Here is a 21,899-nt window from a genome sequence, read left to right on the forward strand (position 1 = left end):
GAAGGCGGGCAATCCATTATTCCAGAGACGGTCGTGGTTGAACCGAGAAGCCGCGGCGTACTGGATGCCCCGCCTTCGCGGGGCATGACCAGCGTCATGTGTGGAGAAGAACCTACTCCGCCGGCTCGGCCGCCAGCGTCGGGTAATCCGTGTAGCCCTTCGCACCACCGCCGTAGAAGGTGTTCTTGTCCCAGTCGTTCAGCGCCGCACCCGCCTTCAAGCGTTCGACCAGGTCGGGGTTGGAGATGAACGGCTTGCCGAAGGCGATGAGGTCGGCGGCGTTCGCCTCCAGCACTTTGCTGGCGAGGTCGAAATCGTAGCCATTGTTGGCGACGTAGGCGCCCGAGAAGCGGTTGCGCAACGATGCATAGTCGAACGGCGCGATGTCGCGCGGCCCGCCGGTGGCGCCCTCGACCACGTGGAGATAGACCAGCTTCAACGCGCTGAGGCCGTCGACGATGTGATCGTACAGGGCCTGCGGGTTGGAATCCGAGATGTCGTTGGCCGGCGTCACCGGCGAGATGCGGATGCCGGTGCGCCCGGCGCCGGCCTCGGCGACGACGGCCTTGGAGACCTCCAGCATCAGCTTCGCGCGGTTCTCGATCGAGCCGCCATAGGCATCAGTGCGCTTGTTGGCGCCGTCCTTGGCGAACTGCTCGAGCAGATAGCCGTTGGCGCCGTGGATTTCGACGCCGTCGAAGCCGGATTCCAGCGCGTTCTTCGTGGCGCGCTTGAAGTCGTCGATGATCCCGGGAATCTCGGAGAGCTCGAGCGCGCGCGGCTCGGAGACGTCGGCGAAGCCGCCGTTGACGAAGGTCTTGCCCTTGGCTCGGATCGCGCTCGGTGCCACCGGGGCTGCGCCATTCGCCTGCAGATCGACATGCGAGATGCGGCCGACATGCCAGAGCTGGATGAAGATCTTGCCGCCGCGTTCATGCACCTTGTCGGTGACCTTGCGCCAGCCGGCGACCTGCTCCTTGCTATAGATGCCGGGCGTGTCCTGGTAGCCCTGACCTTGTTGCGAGACCTGGCTCGCCTCGGTGATCAGCAGGCCCGCGGATGCACGCTGGGCGTAATAATCGGCGGCGAGCGGACCGGGCACGAAGGTGCCGGGTACGGCGCGGTTGCGCGTCAGCGGCGCCATGACCAGACGGTTGGCCAGCGTGATGGGACCGAGCTTGTAGGTCTCAAACAATTTGGTCGAACGGCTCATGGGAATGCTTCCAGGCGATGAGAGGTCTCGAACAATTGTGCATCGCGGCATCGGGCGCAAGGGATGAGCCATACGCAAAGTGCAGACGAGCTGCGCGGCAGGGCGCGCGTAGCATAATTCGTGTGCAATGTCGGCTGCGACAGTGAAATCCCACTGTCGCGGCCGTGCGATTTCAGAAATCAGTTCGCGCCGAGGAAATCGCGCTTGCCGATCTCAACGCCGTTGTGACGCAAGATGCCGTGGGCGATCGCGGCGTGGAAATAGAGGTTCGGCAGCGAGAACGAGCTCAGGAATTGCTGTCCCGTCATGGTGATGGTCTTGCCGGGGCCGATCGGAAAGGTGACGTCCTTGGCGTCGGCGCCCTCAAACTGCTCGGGCTTGAAGGATTTGACATAGTCGATCGTTTTCGCCAGCCGCTGCTTCAACTCCGCAAAGCTCGTTTCGGTGTCGGGCGTCGAGGGGACCTCGCTATGCGTCAGCCGCGCACAGCCTCTGGTCGGATAGTCGCTGACCAGCTGTATCTGCCGCGACAGCGGCAGCATGTCCGGGAAGAGGCGCGAGCCGAGCAGGACGCTGGGATCGATCTTCCTGGCCGCGCAATGCGCCTCAGCTTTGGTGAGCAGCCCGGTCACGCTGTTCAGCATCTGCAAATAAGCGGGGACGACGGCGTCGTAGAAGGACATGTGATGCTCGCTTCAAAGGGTGGGAAATCTCAGGAGAAAACCTGAGCCACTCACATGGGAGCCTCATGGAAAATTGCAATCGCGGAAAGCCACTTGTGCGATGCGAAAATTCCATCGCGCCACCGTCTTCGCCGTCATCGCCGCCACACCCTCGCTGTCATCGCCCGGCTTGACCGGGCGATCCAGTACTCCGAGGCAGTTGTGATTGAACCGTCAGGCCGCGGCGTACTGGATTCCCCGCCTTCGCGGGGAATGACCACGGATAGTTATTCAGCGCACCGTCGTCTGTGGCGGCGCCTGCGCCGTGCCGCCGCGCATGCGCGCAAGCAGCTCGGCGGTCGGCCAGGAATCCGCCGGTAGGCCGTACTTGATCTGCGTCGCCTTCACCGCGGCGCGGCTCTGCTGCCCCAGCACACCGTCGACCTTGCCGACGTTGAAGCCGGCGCGCACCAGCAGCTGCTGCAATTCCTTGAGCTCGTTGAACGGCAGCTGCGCGACCGGCGCAGCCGGCTTGCGCATCGGCGCGGCCCCGGCGATGCGCGAGGCGAGATAGCCCGCGGTGGTCGCGTAGATCAGCGAGTTGTTCCACTCGGTGTAAGCCGCGAAATTCGGATAGGCCATGAAGGCCGGCCCGAAGCGTCCCATCGGCAGCAGCACGGAGGCTGCGAGATTGTCGTTCGGGAAGGGCCGGCCGTCGGGATAGGTGACGCCGAGTTGCGCCCATGTCGAGCGCGGCTCGCGTATCGTGAGATCGGTCTTTTCCCACGGCAGGTTCGGCGGCACCTTGATCTCCTCCAGCCACGGCTCGCCGCGCCGCCACTTCAATCCGTTTGCGATGTAGTTCGCGGTCGAGCCGATCACGTCGGCCGGCGAGCGCAACAGATCGCGCCGTCCGTCGCCGTCAAAGTCGACCGCGTAGTTGACGTAGTGCACGGGCAGGAATTGGGTCTGGCCGAGCTCGCCGGCCCAGGAGCCGATCATCTCGTCGGGATGCAGATCGCCGCGGTCGATGATCTTCAGCGCCGCGATGGTCTCGTTCACGAACATCTCCGAACGGCGGCAATCATAGGCGAGCGACACCAGCGATTTCAGCGTCGGCAAATTGCCCATGTTGGCGCCGAAATCGCTCTCAAGGCCCCAGAACGCGGCGATCACCGCGGGCGGCACGCCGTATTCCTTTTCCGCGCGCGCAAACGCCGCGGCGTATTGCTTGATGTGCTGCTGCCCGTTCTGCATGCGATAGGCCGCGGCCATGCGGCCGGCGAATTCGGTGAAGAGCTGTCCGAACACGCGCTGGCCGCGGTCGCGGTTGACGATGCCCTGGTCGTAGACGAGATAGGGCGATGCCTCCGCGATCGTGCGCTGCGACACGCCGGCGGCCACCGCCTGTTGCTTCACCTCGGTCAGGAAGCGATCGAAGCTCGCGCCATTGTGGCACGAGGCGGCGCGCGGCGAGGCGGCCTTCGGCACTGCGGGCTTGGCAGGAGGCGGAAGCATTTGGGCGGATGCCGTGGCCGTGCATGCGATAAGCGCGAGGGCCGCGATCGGAAATCGGGTCTGGACCATGGGGGTTCCGGCGGGGAAGGGCAGGCGTGGATTCGGCCGAAGTTTAGGGGAAGCGGCCGCCCCAGGCCATCCCCACCCTGCACCTGATCTGGAGGACGATAGGTCGCCCGCCTTGGTGCGCAGGGGCATGTATTCAGAAATCAAGCCATCGGCTCGGTTGGATCAATCCCGCCGAATCGGGGTTGACCTGTCGAAACCGTTACGGAAAGGCTCGATCTGTGGCCGAGTTGCCTCCGGCGTCGACGCAACGAACACCGGCCGTGCGAGCCGCAACCTCGCCCATGCTCACGGCCGGCGGCATCGTCCTAGCCATCGGAGCCCTGTATCTCGGCCGGGAAATCTTCGTTCCCTTTGCCCTTGCCATCCTGCTGAGCTTCGTTCTCACGCCCTTGGTCAATTGGCTGAGACGTTGGAAAGTGCCCCGCATTGCAGCGGTGCTAATTGCCGTTTCCATTGCCTTCATCGTCGTCGCAGGGGTCGCCTTGGTCGTTGGGCGCCAACTGGTCCAACTCGCCAGCAACCTTCCCAATTATCAGACCACCATCACCGAGAAGATCCGCTCGTTGCAAAGCTCTGCGCCGGGCGGCGGGGTCGTCGACGCCGTTACCACGACGATGCAGGATCTCGGCAGAGAGATCTCGGGAGATGAGAAAAAGTCGGCGGCTGCATCCTCCCGGCTTGGCACCGGCAGTGAGAGTCGGGAGCCTGTCACCGTGCGGGTGGAGCCGCCACAGCCGAGACCGCTGGAGCTCATTCGATCGGTCATAGGTCCATTGCTGGCGCCGCTTGCGACTTCCGGGCTGGTCGTCATTTTCGTGATCTTCGTGCTGCTCGAGCGCGAAGACCTGCGCGACCGATTCATCAAGTTAGCCGGAGCCGGTGACCTTCAGAAGAGTACTCAGGCCATCAACGATGCTGCCTCGCGGGTCAGCCGCTATCTGCTGATGCAGCTTGTTGTCAATCTGACTTACGGCGTGCCGATCGGTGTTGCACTCTACTTTGTTGGCGTGCCGAACGCGATTCTTTGGGGCTTGCTCGCAGCGGTACTTCGATTCATTCCCTACCTCGGTCCTTTCCTGGCTGCTATATTTCCCGTTGCCCTGGCCATCGCCGTCGATCCCGGCTGGACGATGCTGTTCTGGGTCGTCGGTTTGTTCGTTACGGCTGAACTCGTCAGCAACAATGTTGTCGAGCCTTGGCTTTACGGATCCAGCACCGGGCTGTCGTCCCTCGCAATTATCATCGCCGCGATCTTCTGGACGATGCTGTGGGGACCCGTCGGGCTGTTTCTGGCGACACCTTTGACCGTCTGCCTTGTCGTCATGGGGCGCTACGTCCCGCAGTTGGAGTTCTTGGGCGTTCTGCTCGGCAGCGACCCTGTGCTCGCGCCGGAGGAGCAACTCTACCAGCGCCTATTGGCCGGCAATCTGGAGGAGGCGGTTGAGTTCGCCGAGAACTATGTCGACGAGTGTTCCTCGCGCGAGCTGTACGACAACGTCGGAATTCCGGCGCTGCGCCTGGCGGAGAATGATCGTCAGCGCAGCAGCATCGACACCAATTACCGGCGTCTCGTTGCGGATACGGCTATCTCGGTTGTCCGGGAGGTTGATGACCACATCCGCGAAAAGGCGAATGCAGTGGACGAGGGAAATCACACCGCGCAGCGACCATGCGTCCTCTGTCTCGCTGGACGCACGGAGCTCGATCATGCAGCGGCGGAGATGCTCGCGCAGGTGCTCGAGGAGCGCACCATCGGCGCCAAGGTCTTGCCGCCGATCGCGGTCAGTCGGGGAGCATTGGAGCAACTCGATCTCCAGGGGGTCGACGTGGTGTGTCTGTCCTACTTTCACCCGCAGCCGCAGGTCTACGCCCGCTATGTCTTTCGTCGCCTGCGCCGTCGGGCTCCACAGGTGAAGCTTGCCGCCTGCTGCTGGAATTTGATCGCCGGAACGGAACAGACGGGAGAGCTCAAGACCCAGATGGCGGCCGACGCGGCATTCGCCTCTCTCCAAGCATGCGTCGAGCAGGTTGAAGCATGGGTCGGTCGCGCGGCAGCTCTCGGCGATACGCCCCAGCTCACGGCCGACGCCGAACGTGCGCAGCTCGCCGCGCTGCGCGGACTTGGCTTGGACGCCTCGAAACGCCAGGACCTGGATGAGGCGTCCAGAAAGGTCGCGCAAGCGTTCAACGTTCCGATCGCGCTGGTGACATTGGTCGATCATATTCAGCTAACCGCCGCTGAAGCCCGCGCCCAAGAAGTTCAAGCAGGTCTGCCGAGCAATCACGAGGGCTCCCTCGACGCGCATGTGATCGCTGCAGGCGATATGCTGGTTTCGGAGGATGTGACCGAAGACCCGCGCTTCGCCGACGATCCGCATGTGCTGGAGCGAGGCATTCGCTTCTACGCGGGGGTCCCGCTCCGGACTTCATCCGGTCATGTTGTAGGCTGCCTTTGTGTCATCGATACTCAGCCGCGTGAGTTCACCGACCGGGATCGTGACCGCCTGCAGAAGATGGCGAAGCAATTGATGATCGATATCCAGAGCGCTCGAGTGGCCACAGGCGTCGAGTCGGATAGCTCGAGAGAGGTGCATCCCGCCCCCTAGCGGCGAGGAAGCCGACCTTGCCGCTAACAGTGCGTGGCGCTAGCCGAACAGCCGCATCAGCAGCGCCTTACCGACCGGGAGCGCCCTGACGCCCCGATAGGCCCGAACATATTCGCCGGCATAGAACGCCCTGATTGCATGCACGCGCGTGTCCATGCCTTCCGCGAACCGCACGGCAAATCCATCAATGGTCCGCCGCACCACGATGGCCGCGATCGAGCGGCCGTAGATTTGGCACTCGATGGTGCTCCCAGGCGCCGGCGGATCGGGATCGATTAGCCGCGCACCGGTGATGGAGATATCGGCGAGCCGAGCCAGATGCGACCTGCCGTCCTGGCGCAGCAGCACCGGCTCATTGCGATTGAAGCGCTCCGCCTTGCGCTTGCGCGGCTGCTCGATGCAGACGAAGCAGACCACGGTGAGGATGAACGCGTTGTAGAAGCTCCAGGCCAGCGCCAGTCCGCCATAGGCGATGTTCTCGCCGCGCTGCTGCAGGATAAAGGCATAGGCGATCGATGCGAGCGTGATGAAAAGTGCGCAGCCGTAGATGCGCAGCAGCGGCCATTCGACGAAGCGTCGGTCGCGGTCGCCGCCTTTCGCGGTGACCTTGAACTTGTGTCCCTTCGGCTTCAGCAGGCCGGTCGCCACCGCCTTTAGCACGGCAGGCGCGGCAATCAGTTGGGAGACATCCGTCATCATTGCGAGCGAGCGGCCGCGCGAAAGCCAGGCCATGCTGAGGCCGTTCCAGACATAGAAGGGCAGAAAGACCCGCAACAGCTCGCTCAGATCGGCCCGCACCGCCTGGATGCCGAACAGCAGGAACAGCCAGGGCACCACAAGGCCCGCCACTTTCGAGGTGTAGACCGCGGACCAGCTCATGAAGGCGTCGGCCAGCGAGAGGCGGTCGATGAAGGGCAGCTTGGAGTCCCGCGAGAGCGGTCCGCTGCGGCCGCGCACGATCTGCATCAAGCCGAGGCACCAGCGGGCGCGCTGGGTGATGTATTCCTTCAGCCCTTCCGGCGCGAGCCCGATCGTCAGGCGCTCGTTGAGATAGATCGTATTGAGTCCGCGCTCCTTGAGGCGCAGCGTGACGAGATAGTCCTCCGTCACCGAATCGGTCGGAAAGCCGCCGATCCGCATCAGTCCGGAATAGCGGATGAGGGAGGAGGTGCCGCAGCAGAACGCGACGCCCCAGGCGTCCTTGGCCGGCAGCAGGATGTCGAAGAAGAAGCGCTGCTCGTCGGGCCAGACGTCGGTCGCGGCGAGGTTGGTCTGGATCGGGTCGGGATTGATGAAGTGCTGCGGGGTCTGGACCACGCCGACCGACGCATCGTCCATGAGCGAGACGGTGCGCGCAAGGAAATCGGGCCGCGGCACGAAGTCCGCATCGAGAATGGCGACGAACTGCGGCCGCTCCGGCAGCGCCCCGACATGCCTCAGTGCGTGATTGATGTTGCCTGCTTTGGCGTGCTGGTTGTCGGGCCGCGTCAGATAGTGGCAGCCGAGCTCGCCGGACAGCCGCCGCAGCCAGGGCCGTCTTCCGTCGTCGAGCACCCAGACGCGGTAATTGCCGTAGTCCATGCCCGTCGCGCCGATGATCGTACGCTCGAGGATCCCTCGTTCCTCGTTGTAGGTGCAGATGAAGACGTCGATCAGCGGTGCGCCCGGATCGGTGGTGCGGCCGTCGACCTTCGCTGCGCCGGTGCGGTCGCGCGTCCGGCTCAGGAACAGCAGCGACAACGCGACCGCGACGAGCGAGGCCGCCTCCAGCAGCATGAAGGGGTAGCCGATCACGGCATCGACGGTCAGGCGCGGCGGCGGAAGCGTCGACATGATCCGCCAATAGAGATAGCGCAGCAGCAAGGTCACCGACACAATGGCCAGGAACGAGCGTGCCATCGTGCTGTCGCGCCTCAGCAGCGGTACGATAGCCATGAAGGCGCCGAGCGCGATCAGGCCGGGCGTCAGCGCCGCCGTCACGGTGCGGTCTCGTGCCGCGCAAACACCACGCGGCCGGTGCGGCCGACCGTGCAGGCGCGAGCTGCGGCATCGCGCGAGGCCACGGTCACACGATAGGGCTCCTTGCTCAGCGCATCCGGATTGATGGCGAGATTGGCCGGCGCACCGGCAGCGCCGGTCAGGTTGACCACGGTGCCGGAGATCGGCTCGCCGCCGTCATTGGGCTCGAACGTCGCGTGGTCGCCGAGCTGCAGGCGGTTGTAGACGTTCTCGGTGACATTGGCGGTGATCACGGCGCCGCTGCAATCGAGCACTTTGAGCAACGGCTGGCCTGCCTGCACGTCCTCGCCCGGCGATGTCATCATTTCCCAGACGCGGCCTGCGACGGGTGTCGTAATGTTGGCTTCGGTGAGATCCGCGAACCGAACCTCCTCGACGATGATCTCGTTGGCGAGCCAGGCGATCTCCGTGTCGGTGCGCGCGAGATCGGCCTCGAGGTCGCCGGCACGCTGGCGCATCTCTTCCTCGCGCTGAACCGAGCTTGGCCGGTCGTTGTAGCTGTCGCCGAGGAAGGATCCGTTCCGTGCCGCGGCGAGCTCGACCTTGGCCGCGTCCAGCCGCTTGCGCGCACCGAGCTCGGTCTGTTGCGACACGGAGAGCTCGCGCGTCAGACGTGCCAGTTCGACGGTCGAGACATTGCCCGATTTTGCCAGTGAGGAGGCGCGCTCGACGGCGGCACTGGCCTCGTCCCGCCGCGCCGCCGCCGCCTCGATCGAGGTCTGGATCTCCGCGATGCGGGCCTCGAGCTGGAGCACGCGTCCGTCGCGAAACAGCGCGGCCTGCCGCGCCAGATCCTTTTGTGCCGCCTGCGCCGAAGCGAGCTTCGCCGCAAGGCTCGGCCGTTCGTTCTCCAGGCGCGATTTCTGCCGCCGGAGATCGTCGAGCCGCGTGCGATCGCCGCGCGAGTTGAAGACGCGCAGGACGACGGTCCCGGCTTCGAGCTTGGCTTGGTCAGTGGCGCGCTGGGCGGCCGCGACGCGGCCACCGATCGGGGTGCGCAAGGTGACGAGGCGGGAATTTAGCACGGCTTCGACGCTCGAATTTTCCCAGATCGCGCGCAGCGGCAGCCAGCCGAACACGGCGACGATGGCGAGCCCGATCGCGACCTTGGCTCCGCGCCGCAAATACGGCCAGCGGCGTCCCGATTCTTGCCCGCTCTGCGTCGTGGAAGCATGGTCGGACTCGTCATTGGTGAAGAGGTGCTCGTGCAGGGAGTCCTGCAAACCCTTCGCATCAGTTCTGGCGTCGTGAGGGGAGGGGGCGGATGAGGGGGCGACGGAGGCGGCGCTCGAGCGGTCTACCATGGCGGTCACCTTGCTGACGGGAGGCCAACGGGAACCCGGTCAATGCACAAGGCCAATGCCGCGTGCCCGGTTACCGCGAGTTATGCGGAAATTGCGCTTTCCAGGTTGCTAAGCCTCTGCGTGTGTTTTTGCGCAAATCCCGGTCAAGCTTTAGTGGCGGCGGAAAGGCTGGCTGGCGCCGCTGGCGTCTGCGGCTCCACGACGCACGAACCTTGCAGCCGGCGGCCGCATTCATACTTCGAAGGTGCCGGCCAGAGGTTCGCCCGCGGCCGCCCCAGGAGACGGCCATGAACTATTTTCGTACCGCAATGCTGCTCGCTGGCCTGACCGCCCTGTTCATGGGCGTCGGCTATCTGATCGGAGGCGCCTCGGGCGCCATGATCGCGCTCGTCATTGCCGCCGCAACCAACCTCTTCACCTACTGGAACTCCGACCGCATGGTGCTGTCGATGTACGGCGCCCATGAGGTCGATCGTTCGACCGCGCCGGAGCTGGTCGGCCTCGTCGCCGAGCTTGCGGGCCGTGCCGGCCTGCCGATGCCGCGCGTGTTCGTGATGGATGAGATCCAGCCCAACGCGTTCGCCACCGGCCGCAATCCGGAAAACGCCGCGGTCGCCGTCACCACTGGTCTAATGAACCAGCTCAGCCGCGAGGAGCTCGCCGGCGTGATTGCGCACGAGCTCGCGCATATCAAGCATCACGACACGCTGCTGATGACGATCACCGCGACCATCGCCGGTGCGATCTCGATGCTGGCGCAGTTCGGCATGTTCTTTGGCGGCAATCGAGACAACAACAGCGGTCCGGGCATCATCGGCTCGATCCTGTTGATGATCCTCGCTCCGCTCGGTGCCATGCTGGTGCAGATGGCGATCAGCCGGACCCGCGAATATGCCGCCGACAATCTCGGTGCGCGCATCGTGGGACAGCCGATGTGGCTGGCCTCTGCGCTGGTGAAGATCGAGGGCGCTGCGCACCAGGTCCCGAACTACGAGGCCGAGCGAAACCCTGCGACCGCGCACATGTTCATCATCAATCCGCTGTCGGGCCACGGGGTGGACAACCTGTTCGCCACCCACCCCTCGACGCAGAACCGCGTCGCCGCGCTCCAGCAACTGGCGGCCGAGCTCGGCGCGCGCGCGGCGCCGTCGGTCGGCGCCAACGAGAACTATCCACCGCGCGGGCCGTGGGGCCGCTCCTCCTCACGTCGTAGTCCCTGGGGCTGACGGAGCCGGCAAGGATTGCGTCTGGCTTTGTGATCTGGCGCACACAGGGGGGTCCCCAACCAGTGTTAACTCCTCGGCGTGACCATTCCTTCGAAAGGGGATGGGTGGCTGGCGCGCTGCCGGCCACCGTCGAAGATGACCAGAATTGCCGTACCATTGCTGATCGTCCTTTGCGTGCTCGTCGGCTTGTCCACGCACATGGTCGTCAATTGCGGCGACGAGGATGATCCCGACATCTGCTCGGCCGTGATCGGCTTCTCGCCGCTGCGCGGCTCGCTGATCGCCTTCGCCTATGCGGGACGTGGACGGATCGCGCTGCGTCACGGCGACTTCAAGCGGGCGATCGCCGATTTCGACGAGGCCATCCACCTCAATCCCAACCGCGCTTCGCTCTATCGCGACCGGGCGCTGGCGCGCCGGCAGAACGGCGACTTCGAGCTTGCCATTGCGGATTACGACGAGGCGATCGCGCACGATCCCAAGCGCGCGGCACCTTATCACCAGCGCGGTCTCGCGCTCGCCGCAATGGGCGATCTCGACCGCGCCATCCTGAGCTACAGCACGGCGGTCCGCCTCGACCCCACCGATGCGCAGGCCCGTCTCGACCGCGGCCTTGCATTCCTCGCCCGCGGCCAGACGGACGACGCCCGCGCCGATTTCGAGGCCGCGCTGGCGCTGCCCGCCGGCAAGGACGGTCGCGCGCGAGAGGCCGCGCGCGCCAAGCTCGCGGAACTCGCCAGCGCCGAGCCGACACTGGTGGCCGCGCCGCGAAGATGAGGATCTGGCGCGGCATTTGCGGCGGCACCCTCTCACGTCTTTAGGACAGGTGGCTTGCCGCATAGCGGCGAGATCGGTGAGAGATGCGGAAAGCGAGACTGTCGCGGCTGTCTGCTGCGCGTATGAACCAATTCAACTAGTATTGAGTTGGATCAATACTGGCAGGGTCCAGAGTGCATCCATGTCGTGCGCCCCTGGAGGAGCTTCCAATGTGCAAATGGGCTTTGACGATTCTGACCCTGAGTATCGCTCTGACAGCGGGGCAGGCTCGAGCCCAAAAATATGACCCGGATTATCCCGTTTGCTTGAACGTCATTTCTCGCGGAATGACGCCATACTACCGATGCAGCTTCACGACGATGGACCAATGCAGGGCGTCGGCAAACGGCCAGATGTGCGTCCTCAATCCCTACTACGCCGGTCCTCCGGCGAGAGGAAACGCTCGGCGGCATCATCGCCAGACCTACGCGCCACCGAGGCCGCCGGTCCAGTACCGGGCGGTACCCTATAATCACTTCAATGAACCCTATTATGGGGCATCCCAAGGTTACGCGCCTGGCGAGAAAGAGCGCTTTCTCCAAAGTGTGAGGCAATACATGTGAGGGATGTCGCTCGACTGTTCGACCAGCCCATGCCTGGGGCGGAGGAATCGTTGAGGTCGCGGCCGGCCCGATTGCGGCGGCCGCTAGGGAGCGCGTCGCAAACGCGCAACGCGGCGATCCGATCAAGCCGGAGATAATTGGGAGACAGGCCGGCGAGCCTCCAGATCGCCAATCCCGTGGCGGCGATCAGGAACGTGCAACGACTACGTCTTCTTTTTCGCTTTGGCTTTCTTTGCGGCCTTCTTCGCCGGCTTCTCGTCCTTTGCCTTCTTCTCCGCTTTCACCGTAACAGGCGTGCTGGCGGCGAGGCGCATCGACCGCGCGTAGCTGTCGGCGACGTTATCGGCGGACATCTGCAGGCGCTTGGCGGCCGCAGTCGCCTGCTCCATGGTGGCCTTGGCCATCATCTTGAAGCGCTCGCCGGTCTCCTTGCCCTTGGCCTTGGCCGCAAGGCTGTTGAAGCGATCCCGCCGCTCCTTGGCACGGGTCATCAGGCCCGCATGCAGCTGTCTGGCCAGTTGCCGGATCACGACATCCAGGTCGGCTTCCGCCATGGTCTCTCATCCCCTTCGAAACGGTATCGATGCGGGCGGGACTATGCAGATCGGACCCCGGCTTGGCAATTCCCGGCTGTGCGTCATCCGCAGCTTACCGAGCGTGCGAAACAAAAAAGCCGCGCTGTTCGCGCGGCTCTTTGGCTTGGCTTGGCGCCGTCCGCTCATTTCAGCGAGGCGACCGGGCCGTTCGAGGCCGCCGGCTCGGGGTCGAAGCCGAACACGCCGACCAGATATTTGTAATAGTCCGGCATCTTCTCCTTGAGCGCCTCGCGCGACTTCGGATCGTGGAATTCGCTCTTGCCGGCCAGGAAGATGCTGGCGGTCACCGCAAAGAACTCCATGGGATTCTTCATCGCATAGGATTCCTTGGGCAAGAGGTCTTTGGACTTGGCGAGGGCGTAGTAGGTGATCACGCCCTTGTTGGCGTAGCCGTCCGGCAGCAGCCGCGCGTGGAAGGCGTGCAGCATCTCGTGCAGCAGCACGGCCTCCTTCTCGTAGCGCATCATGTCCGGCCGCAGCATGATCACGCCGAGGCCCGAATCGACCGCGAGGTCGACGGCATTGGGATTGGTCCAGCGCTGCTTGGCGGGGTCCCAGACCGTCAGGGTCCGGGGCGCGGTGCGCTGCATGTCCGGCGTGACCCGGCCGTAGCAGGCGGTGGCGGCGCCTTCGTCGAGGCAGGCGAGTTCGCTCGCGACGATCGGAACAGTGTGGAAGAAGCGCAGCACGCGCGGGGAGAGGCCGACGCCTTCGACGACGTCGATCTGGCTCTTCAGGTTCTCGGTGAGCTTGTCGACATCCTTGCGGTCGCGGTTCTCGGAGATGTCGAACATGTAGCCGCGGTAGCTCTGGAAGCCCGGCGGCAGCGGCTGCGCCGCGCCGGCATCGAGCGACCCGGCGATGGTTGGACTGGCGAATAGCGCGCCGACAATGGCCGCGGTCAGCAGCAACCCAATGCGCATGGTGAACCCCCTGATGTCACTTCGCCCAGCAGATTAAGCCGCCCTTGTTTGCGAAAAGTGAGTGCGGCGAGACTAAGGCACTGATGTTGAGGCGTGCTTAACCGTTGGTTGCAGATCGCGCGGGCGGATTAGGGTCGGGTTAACCAAGCGTGGATCGGCTGCGCGCTTCGGCGTAACATCCGCCCGGGCTCGAGGCCCTCACATCATAGCCGGAAGGGGAGGATGCCATGTATGCCGCCATCCGTCAGGCCAAGGCGAAAAGCGGGAGCGCGGAAGAGCTGACGCGCCGCATCAAGGACGGCGCCGTTCCCATCATCAGCGACGTCGACGGTTTCCGCGCCTATTACGTCGTCTATGGCGGCGACGACACGGTCACCGCGATCTCGATCTTCGACAAGTTCGAGCAGGCGGAGGAAGCCAACAAGCGCGCCATCGCCTGGATCGAGAAGGATCTCGGCCCGCTGCTCGCCGGCGACGCCCGCGCCGTGGCGGGACCGGTGATCGTGCATACGCTGGCGTGAGGGCGCGCGCTATTGATGACCGGAGCGGCGACCACACACTTGGTCGGCATGCCCGGGCTTGACCCTGGCATCCACGTCTTTCTGCGTACGCGGAAGCGCGTGGATGGCCGGGTCAACCGCGGCCATGACGGAAGAGAGAGTGTGTGCCTCACAACTCCCTTGCATTCGAGAACGCAAAGCTCGACACCCGCCGCGTCGTCTCGTCCAGGATCAACGTGCGCGTGATCGGCGGCTCGGCGCGCTGGGCGCAGTTCTCGCGCTCGCAGAGGCGACAGTTGACGCCGATCGGGGTGCCCTCGGCCTTCTCCAGGTCCATGCCGGTGGCGTAGGTCAGGCGGGCGGCGTGGCGGATCTCGCAGCCGAGGCCGATGGCAAAGCGCGGCTGCGGCAGCGGATGCGGCGCCACGGGGCGGCGCACCATCTGCGCGATCGAGAAATAGCGCGTGCCGTCGGGCAGCTCGATCACCTGCTTGAGCAGGCGATCCGGCGTGTCGAAGGTCGAATGCACATTCCAGAGCGGACACGTGCCGCCGAATTTCGAGAACGGGAAGGTGCCGGAGGAGAAACGCTTGGAGACGTTGCCGGCATTGTCGACGCGCAAGAGGAAGAACGGAATGCCGCGCGCATTCGGTCGCTGCAGCGTGGTGAGGCGGTGGCAGACCTGCTCGAAGCCGGAATTGAAGCGCTGTGCCAGCACGTGGATGTCGTAGTTCAGCGCTTCGGCGGCCGCGAGGAACGCCGGGTAGGGCATCATCACGGCGGCCGCGAAGTAATTGCCGAGCGTGATCCGGAACAGCCGCCGCGGCGCATCGTCCAGCGGGCCGGCCCGGCCGATGATGGTCTCCAGCGCCTGCGCGCATTCCGCCAGGCCCAGCTGGAAGGCGAGCTGGAATGCGCGGCCGGGCGGATCGACCAGCTCCGAGATCAGCAGCTGCCGGCGGTGGCGGTCGAATCGGCGGAGCGTCTCGCGCATCACGTCGACCGGCATGATGCGGGTCTGGATCGAGTGCTTCTCGCGCAAGCGCGTTATTAGCGCGGCATACAGCCCTTCGGCGGGCTCGTTCAACTCGTCGCGCAGATTTTCCGCCGCCTGCTCCAGCTCCGGAAAATAGTTGCGGTTGGCCTCGATCAGCTCACGCACGCGCTCGACCGGATTGGCTTCAAAGCGCGTGCCGACGTCGCGGTCGGCCATCTGCGCCGCGGCCAGGGTCTCGCCCTGACGCGCCTCGGTATAGGCCGCGTAGAGCCGCTGCAGCGCATGGGTGACGCCGGGGCAGAGCTCGGCGAGGTCGCGCAGCTCCTGCTTGGGCACGTCGATCTGCCGGAACAGGGGATCGGAGAAGATCTCGTTCAGCTCGGCGAAGAAGCGGTCCTCGTCCGCGGTGGCGAGATCGCGCAGGTCAAGGTCATAGGTCTCGGCCAGCCGCAGCAGGATCTGCGCCGTGACCGGGCGCTGGTTGCGCTCGATCAGGTTGACATAGCTGGGCGAGATCCCGAGCCCCTCGGCGATCTGGGTCTGCGACAGCCCCAATTGCTGCCGGATTCGCCGGAAGCGCGGGCCGACGAAGAGTTTCTTGCCGGAATCGGCGGGCATGTCTCAGGCCTCCAGACTCAATCAAGGTCAGAACAGTTGACCTATTATTTACAAATTTTACAAAGTGACATGTATTACACGTTCAGATGTTACATGACATCACCAATAAAAAACAAGCCATCTGTACGAACTTTTCCTTTTCGCGTTTAGCTTCTGACACGCATCTCGCAATGCATTGTCAAGAATGTCGATGGCTGCGTCGCCATCGTCAGCGAAAGGATCAGGCACATGAATTACCAGCCCCGCGGTATCAGCACCCTCCAGGGTCCGTCCTCGTATCAGGACGAAGTCAAGGCGGCTCAGGCGCTCCTCGAGACCCAGCCGACCTGGAACGGCGTGTCGGCCGAGGCCGTCGCGCGCATGCGCCTGCAGAACCGTTTCAAGACCGGCCTCGACATCGCCCGCTACACCGCGGCCGTGATGCGCGCCGACATGGCCGCCTATGACAAGGATCCCACCAAGTACACCCAGTCGCTGGGCTGCTGGCACGGCTTCATCGCCCAGCAGAAGCTGATCTCGGTCAAGAAGCATTTCGGCGGCAAGACCGACCGCACCTACCTCTATCTCTCCGGCTGGATGATCGCGGCGCTGCGCTCCGAATTCGGTCCGCTGCCCGACCAGTCCATGCACGAGAAGACCGCGGTGCCGGCGCTGATCGAGGAGCTCTACACCTTCCTGCGTCAGGCCGATTCGCGCGAGCTCAACGACATCTTCCGTCTGCTCGACAAGGCGCGCAAGGAAGGCGACAAGAACCGCGAGAAGGAGCTGATCGAGAAGATCGACAACTTCCAGACCCACGTCGTCCCCGTCATCGCCGACATCGACGCCGGCTTCGGCAACGCGGAGGCGACCTATCTGCTCGCCAAGAAGATGATCGAGGCGGGCGCCTGCGCGCTGCAGATCGAGAACCAGGTCTCGGACGAGAAGCAGTGCGGCCATCAGGACGGCAAGGTCACGGTGCCGCATGACGTCTTCCTGGCGAAGATCCGTGCCTGCCGCCACGCCTTCCTCGAACTCGGCGTCGAAGACGGCATCGTCGTGACCCGCACCGACTCGCTCGGCGCCGGCCTGACGCAGCAGATCGCCGTCAGCCACAAGCCCGGCGACATCGGCGACCAGTACAACAGCTTCCTCGATTGCGAGGAAATCACCGCGGAGAACGCCAAGAACGGCGACGTCATCATCAACCGCAACGGCAAGCTGATGCGTCCGAAGCGGCTGCCCTCCAACCTCTACCAGTTCCGCCCCGGCACCGGTGCAGACCGCTGCGTGCTCGATTGCATCACCTCGCTGCAGAACGGCGCCGACCTGCTCTGGATCGAGACCGAGAAGCCGCATATCGAGCAGATCGCCAGCATGGTCGACCGCATCCGCAAGGTGGTGCCGAACGCCAAGCTCGCCTACAACAACTCGCCGTCGTTCAACTGGACCCTCAACTTCCGTTGGCAGGTCTACGACGCGATGAAGGAAGCGGGCCAGGACGTCAGCAAGTACAACCGTGCCGAGCTGATGAAGGTGGAGTACGACGACACGCCGCTGGCGAAGGAAGCCGACGAGCGCATCCGTACCTTCCAGGCGGATTCGGCCAAGCGCGCCGGCATCTTCCACCACCTGATCACGCTGCCGACCTATCACACGGCCGCGCTCTCGACCGACAATCTCGCCCGCGAGTATTTCGGCGAGCAGGGCATGCTGGGCTACGTCAAGAACGTCCAGCGCGCCGAGATCCGTCAGGGCATCGCCTGCGTGAAGCACCAGAACATGGCCGGCTCCGACATCGGCGACGACCACAAGGAGTACTTCGCGGGCGAAGCTGCGCTGAAGGCGGGCGGCGTCCACAACACGATGAACCAGTTCGGCTAACGGCGGATCGGACCGGTCTGGAAGCCAGGTTGGAGTCCAGGCCGGTCACGCACCTCAACAGGAGACTGACAATGACCAAAGGCAGCAATTTCTGGGTGATCGGCGGCGAGTTCGGTTCGATGAACTTCCACAAGCTCGTGGAAGGCTCGGCCCAGGTCAAAGGTCCGTTCAAGACCCGCAAGGAAGCCGAAGAGTGCTGGAAGGAAGTCTCGGAAGAAAGCCGTCACAAGGCCGGCGTCCGCTTCTCGATCGTGGAAGAGCCCTCGCGGGTCTCGGCCTGATCGCCCCGACTTAAGAAGACGTCCAAGGACGGATGGTCCCATCCAGGCCCTGCCTGGGTGGGATCGTCTGTTTTTGGCACAGGTGAAACGGCTGTGGGCGCCGTAAGTCTCTGGAATTGTAGGCCTTTGCGGAGGGTTTGGTTGCTGATAGGTTAATGGGGATAAGTCGAGGACGAGGCCGACAATGTCAGAGCCCGAGACCAGCGGGACCGATCCCGGCCAGCCGCGCCCGGTGCGACTGCGCGATGCGCTGCTGCGCGCGCGGATCGAGGCGGCCGACCGCACCGGCGTCGTGGTCGATTTGCGCGACGCCGAGGTGGCGCGGCTCGAGATCCTCAACGACGCGCTCGATCCCCTGTTCGCGCAGGTGCCCGACCAGATCGATCTGTTCGACCGCGGTATCAGCCAGGGCGATACGCCGCGGCTGTGGATCGACGTCGTCGCCCATATCGTGATGGGCCGCGACAAGCGGATGTACCGCTTCGTCCAGGACACCCGCTTCGGCCGCATCGTGCTCGCGGAATCGCACGACACCGCCGTGATCGTCGAGGCCGTCACCGACTATGTCGCGCGCCGCATGGTCGAGCGCGAGCGGGCGATGGTGGTCCAGCCCGAACCGCAAGCACCGACCGCCGCGCCGCCGCGCCGCTCGCGCCTGTGGCCATTCGTGTTCGGCTTCGTGCTCGGCGCTGCCGCGTTGTTCGGGGTGGCAGTGCTTGCGGTCTTGCGGAGCTGGTGAGGCTCTCTCCTTCGTCTTTGCGAGGAGCCCTTGCGACGAAGCAATCCAGATTGCCTCCGCGGAGAGATTCCTGGATTGCTTCGCTGCGCTCGCAATGACGACCGGGGTCTAGATCAACCGCACATGCTTGATCTGCCCGACCTGAAACCCCACCCCGAGGCTTCGCACCGTCTGCTCGCAGCGCCAGCCGGCATTGTCCTTCTCGATGGTGAACAGATTATACGCCGCCGCCGGATAACGTCCGTGCGCCAGCGCGGAGGCCGACGGCACGCCGAGCGCGGGAATGTTGCCGTTTGGACCCTCGAACCACATCGTCGAATGAATGTGGTCGTGCCCGTGCAGGACCAGCTCGACGCCGTGGCGCTTCAACAGTCCCAGCAATTCCGGCGCGTCCGTCATCCGCTTCGCCCGCGCGCTGGACTTCAGCGGATGATGCACCAGCAGCACGCGGAAGACGTCTTCCGCGGCGAGCCGCTCGAGCACCTCCGCAAGCGCGGTGAGCTGATCGCGCCCGAGCGTGCCGGTTGCCATCAGCGGCAGGGTCGGCACCGCCGTGGACAGGCTGATCAGGGCAAGCGGCCCGCGCCGGCGCACCGCAGGGAAGGCTGCGCCGCCGGGTGTGTCCGCGGCGATGTAGTGCAGGAACGTCTCGCCGAAGCGATGACGCGTCGCGCTGACATAGGCGTCGTGATTGCCGGGGATCGCGGTCACGCGGTCGGGCGGGCCGACGCTTTCGAGCCAGGCCAGCGCCGGTGCGAACTCCGCCTCCAGCGCCAGGTTGACGAGATCGCCCGTCACTGCGATGTGGTCGGGCGCTTGCGCCTTCATGTCGGCGACGAGCGCGTCGAGCACCTCGCGGCGCTGGTACTTGTGGCGGTTGCGCGTCCAGTTGACATAGCCGAACGCGCGCTTGCCCGCGAGCTCGATCAGCCGCGGCTTCGGCAAAGGCGCCAGATGCGGATCGGACAGGTGGGCGAGCGTGAAGGGAGCCAGCGTGGAGGGAGTCATGGCGCGCGAATGCCTCGCTATTGCTCCGCTGTAATGGCAAGGTCGCGCGCGCTGCGCAAGCAGGGCCTGAAACGGGGGGCGTCGAGGAGCCTGATGGGAGAACGTCTGAACCGAGCCCGACGGAAAGCCGAGCCGCTGCTGCGGCGGTTCTTCCACGTCTACTTCCTGCTCGTCCGCGGCATGACGCTCGGCGTCCGCGCCGTGGTGCTGGATGCCGACAATCGCGTCTTCCTGGTCAGGCATAGCTACGTCAGCGGCTGGTATTTGCCTGGCGGCGGCGTCGATTTCGGCGAGACCATGGAAGAGGCGTTGCGGCGCGAGCTCAAGGAGGAGGGCGACATCGATCTGACCGGCGAGACGATCCTGCACGGCGTCTTCCTCAACAGCCACGTCTCCCGCCGCGACCACGTCGCGGTCTACGTGGTCAGGCAGTTCAGGCAGGACCGCGTCCCTGAGCCCAACCGCGAGATCGTCGAATGCGGGTTCTTCGACAATGCCGCATTGCCCGAGGGCACCACGCCCGGCACGCGGCTGCGGATCGCCGAAGTGCTCGATGGCAGGCCCGTGATTGCGACGTGGCGCTGAGGGCGGCTTGTGCTAGTAACCCGCTCGACGCGCACGGCAGGCCACGCCGCTCGGGCGCGAGCCGACAAGCCTCGGAGTGCTGCCCTGATGACCACAACGCAACTTCGTATCGCGGTGCTGGTGCCCTGCTACAACGAGGAGGCCGCGGTCGCGACCGTCGTTGCCGATTTCCGCAAGGCGCTGCCCGCGGCGGAGATCTACGTCTACGACAACAATTCGCGCGACCGGACCGCCGCGGTCGCGCGCGAAGCCGGTGCGATCGTGCGCAGCGAGCGCCGGCAGGGCAAGGGCCACGTCGTGCGCCGCATGTTCGCGGACGTCGAGGCCGACGTCTATGTGCTGGTCGATGGCGATGCCACCTACGATGCGCCGAGCGCACCCATCATGATCGACAAGCTGCTCGACGAGCATCTCGACATGGTGGTCGGGCTTCGCGTCGATCAGGTCCAGGCTGCCTACCGGCTCGGCCACCGCACCGGCAACCGCATGCTGACGGGCTTCCTGTCCGACACCTTCGGCCACGCTTTCAAGGACCTCCTGTCCGGCTACCGGGTGTTCTCGCGCCGCTTCGTCAAATCCTTTCCCGTCCTCTCCGACGGCTTCGAGATCGAGACCGAGCTTGCGGTCTATGCGCTGGAATTGTCGCTGCCGGTTGCCGAGGTCGAGACGCCCTATTATGCGCGCCCCGAAGGCTCGTTCTCCAAGCTCAACACCTGGCGCGACGGCTTTCGCATCCTCGGCACCATGCTGAAGCTCTATCGCAGCGAGCGGCCGTTGCGCTTCTTCACGGTGATCGGAATCCTGCTGGCGCTGGCGTCGATCATCTTCGCGATTCCGATCGTGATCACCTTCATCGAAACCGGCCTCGTGCCGCGCCTGCCCACTGCCGTGCTGTCGATGGGCCTGATGATCATGGCCTTGCTGTCGGTGTCGTCAGGGCTCGTGCTCGATACGGTGACGCGAGGGCGGCGGGAGATGAAGATGCTGGCCTATCTGTCCCAGCCGGCGTCGAAACGGAACGCAGGTTGAGCCAGGCTTGCACTTCGCCCGCCGGGAGGTAAACGGGGCACCGCCGCCGCCCATGGACCTTCGCAGGCGCAAGTGCTACTCCGCGAATTGACATGAACGATCTCTCACTGACCATTCTTCCCGAAGCCGCCGGCGACGCTCAGGCGATCGAGCGGCTGCACGAACGCACCTTCGGCCCCGGCCGCTTCGTGCTGAGCGCCTACCGGATCCGCGAGCACGTCGACCATCTGCTCGAACTGTCCTTCACGGCCCGTATCGGCACGCTCCTGGTCGGCTCCGTCAGGCAATTGCCGATTCTGATCGGCCAAACGCCGGCACTGCTGCTCGGGCCGCTCACCGTCGAGCCGCCGTTCCGCGATCGCGGCATCGGCCGTCAGTTGATGGAGCGCGCGCTGAAGGACGCCAGGGAAAAAGGCCACCGCCTCGTGCTGCTGGTCGGCGACGAGCCCTATTACGGCCGCGTCGGCTTCAAGCAGGTCGCCAAGGGCCGCGTCACCATGCCCGGCCCGGTCGATGCCGCGCGCATCCTGGTGTTCGAGCTCGTCGACGGCGCCTTCGAGGGTGTGTCGGGCGCGGTCGGCCCGGACTGGAGCAAAGCGCGGACATAGGAGCGGCGCGCGTCGTTGGAAACGCCGTAGCCCGGATGGAGCGCAGCGCAATCCGGGAAGGTCTTCCGCAACGAGAGAACCCCGGATTACGCTACGCTCCATCCGGGCTACGACACTGCTCGTATCTCATCCGGCTAAGAGACCGTCGAGAAGACG

Annotated in this window: 20 protein-coding genes; 11 read left to right on the forward strand and 9 right to left on the reverse strand. The window is 64.8% G+C overall.

Annotated elements, in window-relative coordinates; translation table 11 throughout:
• Positions 1 to 112: 112 nt before the first annotated feature.
• The 3 genes from I6F31_RS34440 to I6F31_RS34450 all read right to left on the reverse strand — a co-directional run bounded on the left by I6F31_RS34440 (position 113) and on the right by I6F31_RS34450 (position 3,462).
• Positions 113 to 1,213, reverse strand: coding sequence for an alkene reductase (locus I6F31_RS34440; RefSeq protein ID WP_225150149.1), 1,101 nt, complete (start codon positions 1,211 to 1,213; stop codon positions 113 to 115).
• Between the two features lie 179 nt (positions 1,214 to 1,392).
• Positions 1,393 to 1,896, reverse strand: coding sequence for a DUF1993 domain-containing protein (locus I6F31_RS34445; protein WP_036013837.1), 504 nt, complete (start codon positions 1,894 to 1,896; stop codon positions 1,393 to 1,395).
• A gap of 270 nt (positions 1,897 to 2,166) precedes the next feature.
• Positions 2,167 to 3,462, reverse strand: coding sequence for a lytic murein transglycosylase (locus I6F31_RS34450; RefSeq protein ID WP_225186889.1), 1,296 nt, complete (start codon positions 3,460 to 3,462; stop codon positions 2,167 to 2,169).
• A gap of 281 nt (positions 3,463 to 3,743) precedes the next feature.
• On the opposite strand from I6F31_RS34450, the gene I6F31_RS34455 reads away from it, so the two are divergent.
• Positions 3,744 to 6,068: an AI-2E family transporter gene (locus tag I6F31_RS34455; RefSeq protein WP_225186890.1), complete on the forward strand. Its 2,325-nt coding sequence runs from the start codon at positions 3,744 to 3,746 to the stop codon at positions 6,066 to 6,068.
• 39 nt (positions 6,069 to 6,107) lie between these two features.
• Here I6F31_RS34455 and I6F31_RS34460 read toward each other — a convergent pair whose 3' ends face one another.
• Together I6F31_RS34460 and I6F31_RS34465 are read right to left on the reverse strand one after the other, a co-directional pair.
• Positions 6,108 to 8,048 carry a glycosyltransferase gene (locus I6F31_RS34460; RefSeq protein ID WP_074448122.1) on the reverse strand — a complete coding sequence of 647 codons (1,941 nt, stop codon included), beginning with the start codon at positions 8,046 to 8,048 and terminating at the stop codon, positions 6,108 to 6,110.
• Complete coding sequence (locus I6F31_RS34465; protein ID WP_225186891.1) at positions 8,045 to 9,391, reverse strand: HlyD family secretion protein; 1,347 nt, start codon at positions 9,389 to 9,391, stop codon at positions 8,045 to 8,047. Before I6F31_RS34465 ends, I6F31_RS34460 begins: the two co-directional genes overlap by 4 nt.
• Before the next feature lie 287 nt (positions 9,392 to 9,678).
• On the opposite strand from I6F31_RS34465, the gene htpX reads away from it, so the two are divergent.
• The 3 genes from htpX to I6F31_RS36750 all read left to right on the forward strand — a co-directional run bounded on the left by htpX (position 9,679) and on the right by I6F31_RS36750 (position 11,996).
• Complete coding sequence (gene htpX / locus I6F31_RS34470; protein ID WP_036037078.1) at positions 9,679 to 10,617, forward strand: zinc metalloprotease HtpX; 939 nt, start codon at positions 9,679 to 9,681, stop codon at positions 10,615 to 10,617.
• Between the two features lie 135 nt (positions 10,618 to 10,752).
• A complete protein-coding gene (locus I6F31_RS34475; protein WP_192893321.1) occupies positions 10,753 to 11,394 on the forward strand; it encodes a tetratricopeptide repeat protein in 642 nt (213 codons plus the stop codon).
• Positions 11,395 to 11,603: 209 nt separating this feature from the next.
• Complete coding sequence (locus I6F31_RS36750; RefSeq protein WP_346276469.1) at positions 11,604 to 11,996, forward strand: DUF3551 domain-containing protein; 393 nt, start codon at positions 11,604 to 11,606, stop codon at positions 11,994 to 11,996.
• Between the two features lie 203 nt (positions 11,997 to 12,199).
• Here I6F31_RS36750 and I6F31_RS34485 read toward each other — a convergent pair whose 3' ends face one another.
• Positions 12,200 to 12,550: a hypothetical protein gene (locus I6F31_RS34485; RefSeq protein ID WP_225127863.1), complete on the reverse strand. Its 351-nt coding sequence runs from the start codon at positions 12,548 to 12,550 to the stop codon at positions 12,200 to 12,202.
• A 164-nt stretch (positions 12,551 to 12,714) separates the two neighbouring features.
• A complete protein-coding gene (locus tag I6F31_RS34490; protein WP_225186892.1) occupies positions 12,715 to 13,515 on the reverse strand; it encodes a hypothetical protein in 801 nt (266 codons plus the stop codon).
• Between the two features lie 227 nt (positions 13,516 to 13,742).
• Between I6F31_RS34490 and I6F31_RS34495 the strand changes: the two genes are divergently transcribed.
• On the forward strand, positions 13,743 to 14,036 hold the full coding sequence (locus tag I6F31_RS34495; RefSeq protein WP_036013813.1) for a hypothetical protein: 294 nt from the start codon (positions 13,743 to 13,745) through the stop codon (positions 14,034 to 14,036).
• A gap of 148 nt (positions 14,037 to 14,184) precedes the next feature.
• On the opposite strand, the gene I6F31_RS34500 is transcribed toward I6F31_RS34495, so the two are convergent.
• Positions 14,185 to 15,630: a short-chain fatty acyl-CoA regulator family protein gene (locus tag I6F31_RS34500; RefSeq protein ID WP_036013804.1), complete on the reverse strand. Its 1,446-nt coding sequence runs from the start codon at positions 15,628 to 15,630 to the stop codon at positions 14,185 to 14,187.
• A gap of 228 nt (positions 15,631 to 15,858) precedes the next feature.
• On the opposite strand from I6F31_RS34500, the gene I6F31_RS34505 reads away from it, so the two are divergent.
• The 3 genes from I6F31_RS34505 (at position 15,859) to I6F31_RS34515 (ending at position 18,513) form a co-directional block, all read left to right on the forward strand.
• Entirely contained in the window at positions 15,859 to 17,493 is a 1,635-nt protein-coding gene (locus I6F31_RS34505; protein ID WP_225186893.1) for an isocitrate lyase, read from the forward strand.
• A 71-nt stretch (positions 17,494 to 17,564) separates the two neighbouring features.
• The gene (locus I6F31_RS34510; protein WP_036013800.1) at positions 17,565 to 17,774 is read left to right on the forward strand and encodes a hypothetical protein; all 210 of its coding nucleotides are present in this window, start codon (positions 17,565 to 17,567) and stop codon (positions 17,772 to 17,774) included.
• Positions 17,775 to 17,958: 184 nt separating this feature from the next.
• A complete protein-coding gene (locus I6F31_RS34515) occupies positions 17,959 to 18,513 on the forward strand; it encodes a hypothetical protein (protein ID WP_225186894.1) in 555 nt (184 codons plus the stop codon).
• Between the two features lie 108 nt (positions 18,514 to 18,621).
• Here the strand turns inward: I6F31_RS34515 and I6F31_RS34520 are convergent, their stop codons facing one another.
• Entirely contained in the window at positions 18,622 to 19,506 is an 885-nt protein-coding gene (locus I6F31_RS34520; RefSeq protein WP_225186910.1) for a metallophosphoesterase, read from the reverse strand.
• 108 nt (positions 19,507 to 19,614) lie between these two features.
• Between I6F31_RS34520 and I6F31_RS34525 the strand changes: the two genes are divergently transcribed.
• The 3 genes from I6F31_RS34525 (at position 19,615) to I6F31_RS34535 (ending at position 21,743) form a co-directional block, all read left to right on the forward strand.
• A complete protein-coding gene (locus I6F31_RS34525) occupies positions 19,615 to 20,106 on the forward strand; it encodes an NUDIX domain-containing protein (protein WP_225186895.1) in 492 nt (163 codons plus the stop codon).
• 87 nt (positions 20,107 to 20,193) lie between these two features.
• Complete coding sequence (locus tag I6F31_RS34530) at positions 20,194 to 21,135, forward strand: glycosyltransferase family 2 protein (protein WP_036013795.1); 942 nt, start codon at positions 20,194 to 20,196, stop codon at positions 21,133 to 21,135.
• A 92-nt stretch (positions 21,136 to 21,227) separates the two neighbouring features.
• Entirely contained in the window at positions 21,228 to 21,743 is a 516-nt protein-coding gene (locus I6F31_RS34535) for an N-acetyltransferase (RefSeq protein ID WP_057026259.1), read from the forward strand.
• Positions 21,744 to 21,899 lie beyond the last annotated feature (156 nt).

This window comes from Bradyrhizobium sp. NBAIM01, from assembly GCF_020194115.1.
GTDB classification, from domain to species: Bacteria; Pseudomonadota; Alphaproteobacteria; order Rhizobiales; family Xanthobacteraceae; genus Bradyrhizobium; species Bradyrhizobium yuanmingense.